Here is a 7,016-nt window from a genome sequence, read left to right on the forward strand (position 1 = left end):
GGCACGTAGATGAACGAGCCGCCGGACCAGACCGCCGTGTTCAGCGCGGAGAACTTGTTGTCCCCGGCCGGGATCACCGAGGCGAAGTATTCCTTGAACAGCTCCGGGTACTCACGCAGCGCCGTGTCCGTGTCCAGGAAGACGACGCCCTGCTCCTCCAGGTCCTCGCGGATCTGGTGGTACACCACCTCGGACTCGTACTGAGCCGCGACGCCGGCGACCAGGCGCTGCTTCTCGGCCTCGGGGATGCCGAGCTTGTCATAGGTGTTCTTGATGTCGTCCGGCAGGTCCTCCCAGGAGGCCGCCTGCTGTTCCGTGGAGCGGACGAAGTATTTGATGTTGTCGAAGTCGATGCCCGACAGGTCGGCGCCCCAGCTCGGCATCGGCTTCTTCTCGAAGAGACGCAGCGCCTTGAGACGGATGTCGAGCATCCACTCGGGCTCGTTCTTCCGCGCCGAGATCTCCCGGACGACGTCCTCGTTCACGCCGCGCTTCGCTTCCGCACCGGCGGCGTCGGAGTCCGCCCAGCCGTACTCGTACCGTCCGAGGCCTTCAAGCTCCGGATGATCTGTGGTGGTCATATGAGAAAGATCCTCTCCTCAGGAATCGTCCGTGTGCTGTCCTGATGCCTCGACGCTTCGAGGCACGTGTGTAGTGCAGACGCCATCACCATGCGCGATCGTCGCGATCCGCTGGACGTGAGTGTTCAGCAGCCGCGCGAACGCCTCGGTCTCGGCCTCGCACAGTTGGGGGAACTGCTCGGCGACGTGCGCCACCGGGCAGTGATGCTGACAGAGCTGCTCGCCGGTCACCGGTGACTCGTCCGCCGACGCCGCGTACCCGTCGTCGCTCAGGGCGGCCGCGAGAGCCGACGTCCGCGCGCCGGGTTCGGCCGCATCGATGATCGGCCGGTACCGTCGCTCCAGGTCAGCCACCCGGTGCCGAGCGAAGGCTGTCACCAGCTCCTCCCCACCGGTTTCGGCGAGGAACCGCAAAGCACCGACCGCGAGGTCGTCGTAAGCCTGCTCGAACTCATCACGACCCGTATCGGTGAGGACGAAGACCTTGGCCGGCCGTCCCCGACCACGTTGGCCGTAGACACGCTGCTCGCGTGATTCGATCACTCCGTCGGCGAGCAACGCGTCCAGATGCCGGCGTATCGCCGCCGGCGTCAGGCCGAGCTGGTCTCCCAGGGCTGCCGCGGTGGACGGCCCGTTCTCCAGGATCGCTCGCGCGACACGCTCCCGCGTGCGAGCATGCGACTCCTGAACGGCGGAAGTGTCTTCCGCCGTCGGGGCAGCCACATGCATGTTTTTCACAACACCATCGTGCTCTATTTCCCTGCCCGATACAAACGTCGTCCACATAGTGCCCTAGTGGCATCAATCACGCAGGTCAGGCTTACCTAAGCCAGCTGCGTCCAGGAACATCGCCTCCATGGTGTGCGAAACTCGGGCGGCAGATCAAAAACCGCTTGGAGGACACACGCATGGACGGCATCGTCCCGCTACTCCTGATTGCCATAATCGTCGCCGTTGCGGTGATGATGATCCGCGGATCGCGTGGGAACACGCGGCGCCGAAAGGTCTTGCTGGAGCTCGCCCAGGCGCACGGCTGGGACTGGACTCACCGGGACAAGACGCTTCCCGGCAACTGCCCGGCCGGACCACCGTTCCGTGGCGACCCGCGCCACGCGAGAGCCCGCCACATCGTCTCCGGAATCCATCATGGCCGACGGTTCACAGCCTTCGAATACTCCCAGTCGACAATCTCAAGCAGCGGCAAGACCACCAGCATGACCACACGTCGCTACGGCGTGTGGGCGGTCACCCTTCCTGCTTCCCTGCCGTCGATCTCGATCGAGACGGCGAGCGTGCTCGGCGGCAGGGCGGCACGTGCGGTCGGGATGGGTGGCCTACAGACCGGCGACGACGAGTTCGACCGCCGCTACACGGTGAGGTGCGACGACCAGGCGTTCGGGGCACGGTTGCTGCACCCGGCGATGGTGGAGCTCATGAAGAGCACACCCGCCTGGGCGTGGCGATTCGACGGCAACACCATGCTGTCCTACACCAAGGGCCGTCTCCATGCCGATGAGGTGGTCGCCCGGCTCGACCTGATGAACCGCGTGCTCGACCACGTCCCCGTCGACGTTTGGCAACAGGGCCGCTCTGCCACCTGACCCATGTTCGCCCCCTATCGAATACGTCCCCTCCACCAGAAACCTGGAATACTTGCCCGACCACGCTTGGCGCGAGTTGAGGGACTGTAGAGGGGACTATGGAGGGCACGTTCGTCGCGATCATCGTCGTCGTCCTGGCCGTGACGGCGGCGATCATCGCGGTCAGCATGGTGGCGACCAAGAAGCGGCGCGAGGCGCTGCAAGCGCTGGCAGGGACCCACGGCTGGCAATGGACGTCCCGCGACGACGCCCTGCCCGCTACGTGTCCACCCGGACCCCCGTTCCGCGGACACCCCCGTCGCGCCAAGGCTCGCAACGTCGTCACCGGGCGGCACCGGGATCACGAGTTCGCCGCCTTCGAATACTCGTACACCACGACGACCAGCAGCGGCCAGACGACGAGCACCACGACGCACACCTACGCCGTATGGACAATCACGCTTCCCGCGTCTCTCCCGCCCATCTCGCTCGGCGCCGAGGGGGTGCTCGGCGGCCGCGTCGCCAAGGCCTTCGGTTTCACTCGAATGGACACCGGCCACTCCGAGTTCGACCGCCGCTACAAGGTGAAGTGTGATGATGCCGGGTTCGGGGCTCGCGTGCTCCACCCCGCAATGGTGAACCTGCTGATGGACACTGACACGTGGGCGTGGCGGATCGACGGCAATGTCATGCTCTCGTACCGCAAGGGTCACCTCACCGCCGAGGATGTCATCCCGCGGCTCGACCACATGAGCCGCGTGCTCGACCACATCCCCAGAGAGGTCTGGGACCAGTACGGCCGCTCCCCGGCATGAGCGCCCGCAGCGTCCTCTGGTCGGGGTCGTAACGCGTCGCTCCTGCTGGGATACTGACTTAACGGAATCGACTCGGTCAGTTCCGTAGGAACGCACCCGCGCGTTACCGTGCACGTGACACGTCGGAGGACTCATCGTGGTCATATTCATCGTGCTCATGTCCATCGTCCTCGTTGTGACCGCGACCATCGTTACCGTCAGCACCATCTCCAGCAGACGCCGCCGCGACGAGTTGCAGGAGCTGGCACAGCACCACGACTGGCAATGGTCCAAGCGCGAAGACATGGTCCTCAACACCTGTCCGTCCGGCCCGCCCTTGAGCGGAGATCCACGGCGTTCCAAGGCGTTCAACGTCATCAAAGGGCGCCACCGCGACCGTTACTTCGCCGCCTTCGAGTACATGTACACGACGATTCACGACGGTGGGCACGGCACCAGATCGAAGACGCACCGTTACGCGGTGTGGACGATCCGCCTACCCGCGCCTCTGCCGCGCATGGCCGTCGGCTTCCACGGCGCGTCCGGTGACTTTCTCGGGCAGGCCTTCGGTCTCCGTCGCATGAACATCGGCGACGACGAGTTCAACCGCCGCTTCACCGTGAGATGTGACGACCAGCGGTCCGGCGCGCGCCTTTTTCACCCCGAGATGGTCGACCTGCTGATGAGCACCGGTGCGTGGGCCTGGCGGATCGACGGCAACGTCATGCTCTCCTACACCGAGGGCCCTCTCGACGCAGCCGACGTCGTGCTCCGGCTCGAGCTCATGAACCGCGTGCTCGACAACGTCCCGGCGGAGGTCTGGGAACAGCACGGCCGCTCCCCCGCATGAGCTTGCCTCACACACCGGCACGATGCAGGCCCGGCGGCGAGCGCCAGCGCGCCCCTCATCCCTTACGTATACTTGCCGTCGAACACCCCGGTGGGCCTCTGCTTCGGCATGTCGCCGGGGTTACTGCTTTCTTTGATCAGCTTCCGCACCCCGGCGGTCTGTGGAAAACCCACCGCGCCAGGGCCGCTCGCGAACATGGGAGACTCGCTGCGTGAGCTCGTTCCGTGCCGTGGAGATCGATGCGCTGATCAAGCGTTACGGCGGCACCATCGCCGTGGACGGCCTCACACTCTCGGTGGACCCGGGCACCATCACCTCGGTACTCGGTCCCAACGGCGCCGGTAAGACCACCACCGTCGAGTGCTGCGAGGGTTATCGGCGCCCGGATGCCGGCACGGTCCGCGTACTCGGGCTCGACCCGCAACGCGACGCCGCCCGGCTCAGGCCACGGATCGGCGTCATGCTCCAGGAGGGCGCCGGACTGTATCCAGGAGCCCGGGCCATCGAGCTCGTCGCTCACCTCGCCCGGCTGCATGCCCAGCCGCTCGACGTCGCCACGCTCGTCGACCGGCTCGGGCTCGGTGACGCCGGCAGGACCCCGGTGCGGCGGCTCTCCGGAGGGCAACGGCAACGGGTGGCGCTGGCCGCCGCGCTCGTCGGGCGGCCGGAGCTCGTCTTCCTCGACGAACCGACAGCCGGTCTCGACCCTCAGATGCGCCGCTCGGTGTGGGAACTGTTGGACGAGCTCCGCGCCGACGGCGTCACCGTCGTGCTCACCACCCACTTGATCGACGAGGCTGAGCGGCTCTCCGACGACGTCGCCATCATCGACGACGGCAGGTTGGCCGCTCAGGGCTCTCCGCTGGAGCTCACCAAGCAGGACGAGTCGACCGTTCAGTTCACCGGGCCGCCCCGGTTGGACCTGGCGTCGTTGCGGCAAGCCCTGCCGGAGGAGACGGCGCTCGACGAGACCGCCCCCGGCCGGTACGTGGTGCGTGCCCACGTGACGCCGCAACTCCTGGCGACGGTCACATCGTGGTGCGCCGCGCACGACGTCATGCCCGAAGGGCTGCACGTGGGACGCAGGTCATTGGAGGACGTGGTGATCGAACTCACCGGGCGTAGGCCATCGTGACGGCCGTCGAGGGCACGTATGCGCCGGCGCCTGGAGCCGCGCCGCTCTGGCGGATGCTGGCCGTACAGACGACGTTCGAAACCCGTCTGCTGCTGCGCAACGGTGAGCAACTGCTGCTGACCGCGATCATCCCGGTGGTCCTGCTCGCGCTGCTCACCGCCGTCCCGGTCTTCGACACCGCCGGTTACGAGCGCGTCGACTTCCTGGTGCCCGGGATCTTGGCCTTGTCGGTCATGTCCACCGCGTTCACGTCGCTGGCGATAGCCACCGGGTACGAACGCCGCTATGGCGTGCTCAAACGACTGGCCGCCTCTCCCCTGCCCCGGTGGGCGTTGTTGCTGGCCAAAGCCCTCACGGTGCTGGTCGTCGAAGTACTTCAGGTGGCCTTGGTATGCGGCCTGGGCTGGGCTCTCGGCTGGCGCCCGCACGGCTCCGTCCTCGCCGTCGCGGTCCTCTTCGTCGCCGGGACGCTCGCCTTCGCCGGGCTCGGCCTGCTGATGGCCGGCACGTTGCGGGCCGAAGCGACGCTCGCCGCAGCGAACCTGGTCTACATCCTGTTGCTGGTGCTCGGGGGCGTGGTCATCCCGTTCGACCAGTTCCCCGATGCGGCGGCAAGCGTGTTGACGACGACGCCGACGGGCGCGCTGGCAGACGGACTGCGCGATGTGCTCGCCGACGGAGCCGCCATGCCGTGGGGTGCGGCCGGCATCCTGGTGGGATGGGCCGTCGCCGGCTTCGCGGCGGCCGCCCGCTGGTTCCGCTGGGAGTGATCCTAAGATGACACGGTGACCACGACCGCGACGCCGCCCGGTGTGGACAGTGGCCCGCGCCGACTGTTCCATCGCTTGCCGCTGCCGACGGAGCGGACACTGCGCGGGCTGGCCGTCGCCTCGCTCATCACCCAGGCCGGCATCATCGTCACCGGCGGCGCAGTCCGCCTCACCGACTCCGGCCTCGGCTGCCCGGACTGGCCGCATTGCACCGAGGGCTCGCTGACCTCGACCCCGGAGATGGGCTCGCACGGCGTCATCGAGTTCGGCAACCGGCTGCTGACTTTCGTCCTCGGCGCGGTGGCACTGGCCATGCTGCTCGCCGTGATCCGGACGTTGAGGTCGGACCGGCCCCGGCGTGACCTGCTCTATCCCTCCATCATTCTGCTCGGCGTCATCCCTGCTCAGGCGTTCATCGGTGGCATCACCGTGTGGACAGACCTGAACCCGTGGGTGGTGATGTTCCACTTCCTGGTGTCGGCGGTCCTCGTCGGCATCGCCACGGTCCTGGTTCGACGTTCCCAGCGGCCTGCGGGAGCGCTGCCGCCGCGCGTCGGGAACCCCTGGCTGGAGCGGCTCGGACTGCTCACTCTCATCGGAACCGCAGTGGCCGTCTACCTCGGGACGGTGGTCACCGGCAGCGGACCACACGCCGGAGATCCGGATTCGAAACGGACCGGCCTCGACGTCGCTTTGGTCACCCAGATTCACGCCGACGCCGTGCTCGTGCTGGTCGGGCTCTCGATCGGCCTCTACGTCGCCGCACGTGCGCTTGGTTCCCCCGGCCGCACCGCTAGCGCCGCCCTCGTACTCATCGGTGTGGAGGCCGGCCAGGGCGTCATCGGCGTCGTCCAGTACCGTCTCGAGCTGCCCGAGCTCCTGGTCGGTCTGCACATGCTAGGCGCGGCGCTGATGATCATGGCCGCGGTCGACGCCTGGTACTCCACCCGCTGGCTCCCGTCGACCACCCCGGACGCTCTCAGCGGGAACCGCTGACGCCGGCAGCCGTCGGCAGCGCGAGGCTCTCGACGTAGAACATACCGATAACGTTCATTCCCCCTGAACACCGGATGAGAGCAGAGAATCGTGGACTATGTTCCGGACACCGCCCGCTACCACCGGATGACCTACCGGCGAGTCGGCCGAAGCGGCCTATGCCTTCCCGCGCTCTCACTTGGACTCTGGCACAACTTCGGCGACGAACGCGATAGATCCACCCAGCGCGCCATCGTGCGCCGAGCCTTCGACCTGGGCATCACCCATTTCGACCTGGCCAACAACTACGGCCCGCCGTACGGCGCGGCCG

General features: G+C 67.1%; 9 protein-coding genes. 7 read left to right on the plus strand and 2 right to left on the minus strand.

The window, feature by feature from the left end; all coding sequences use genetic code 11:
* A partial coding sequence (locus ELR45_RS40290; protein ID WP_476704115.1) for a Fe-S cluster assembly protein SufB occupies nucleotides 1-581 on the minus strand: 581 nt, incomplete at its 3' end.
* 18 nt (nucleotides 582-599) lie between these two features.
* Nucleotides 600-1,310 (minus strand): helix-turn-helix transcriptional regulator, encoded by a 711-nt coding sequence (locus ELR45_RS02155; RefSeq protein ID WP_129663433.1) that lies wholly within the window; start codon nucleotides 1,308-1,310, stop codon nucleotides 600-602.
* Between the two features lie 179 nt (nucleotides 1,311-1,489).
* On the opposite strand from ELR45_RS02155, the gene ELR45_RS02160 reads away from it, so the two are divergent.
* From ELR45_RS02160 to ELR45_RS40295, 7 genes are all read left to right on the plus strand, one after another.
* Nucleotides 1,490-2,182 (plus strand): hypothetical protein, encoded by a 693-nt coding sequence (locus ELR45_RS02160; protein ID WP_129663035.1) that lies wholly within the window; start codon nucleotides 1,490-1,492, stop codon nucleotides 2,180-2,182.
* 98 nt (nucleotides 2,183-2,280) lie between these two features.
* Nucleotides 2,281-2,976 (plus strand): hypothetical protein, encoded by a 696-nt coding sequence (locus tag ELR45_RS02165; RefSeq protein ID WP_129663037.1) that lies wholly within the window; start codon nucleotides 2,281-2,283, stop codon nucleotides 2,974-2,976.
* Between the two features lie 136 nt (nucleotides 2,977-3,112).
* Entirely contained in the window at nucleotides 3,113-3,805 is a 693-nt protein-coding gene (locus ELR45_RS02170) for a hypothetical protein (RefSeq protein ID WP_129663039.1), read from the plus strand.
* Nucleotides 3,806-4,016: 211 nt separating this feature from the next.
* On the plus strand, nucleotides 4,017-4,940 hold the full coding sequence (locus tag ELR45_RS02175; protein WP_129663041.1) for an ABC transporter ATP-binding protein: 924 nt from the start codon (nucleotides 4,017-4,019) through the stop codon (nucleotides 4,938-4,940).
* Nucleotides 4,941-4,993: 53 nt separating this feature from the next.
* Nucleotides 4,994-5,710 (plus strand): ABC transporter permease, encoded by a 717-nt coding sequence (locus ELR45_RS02180; RefSeq protein ID WP_129663435.1) that lies wholly within the window; start codon nucleotides 4,994-4,996, stop codon nucleotides 5,708-5,710.
* A gap of 15 nt (nucleotides 5,711-5,725) precedes the next feature.
* Nucleotides 5,726-6,706 carry a COX15/CtaA family protein gene (locus tag ELR45_RS02185; protein ID WP_205855707.1) on the plus strand — a complete coding sequence of 327 codons (981 nt, stop codon included), beginning with the start codon at nucleotides 5,726-5,728 and terminating at the stop codon, nucleotides 6,704-6,706.
* A 126-nt stretch (nucleotides 6,707-6,832) separates the two neighbouring features.
* On the plus strand, nucleotides 6,833-7,016 hold a 184-nt coding region (locus tag ELR45_RS40295; protein WP_420813795.1), incomplete at its 3' end, for an aldo/keto reductase.

This window comes from Phytoactinopolyspora endophytica (genome assembly GCF_004138495.1).
Classification (GTDB): domain Bacteria; phylum Actinomycetota; class Actinomycetes; order Jiangellales; family Jiangellaceae; genus Phytoactinopolyspora; species Phytoactinopolyspora endophytica.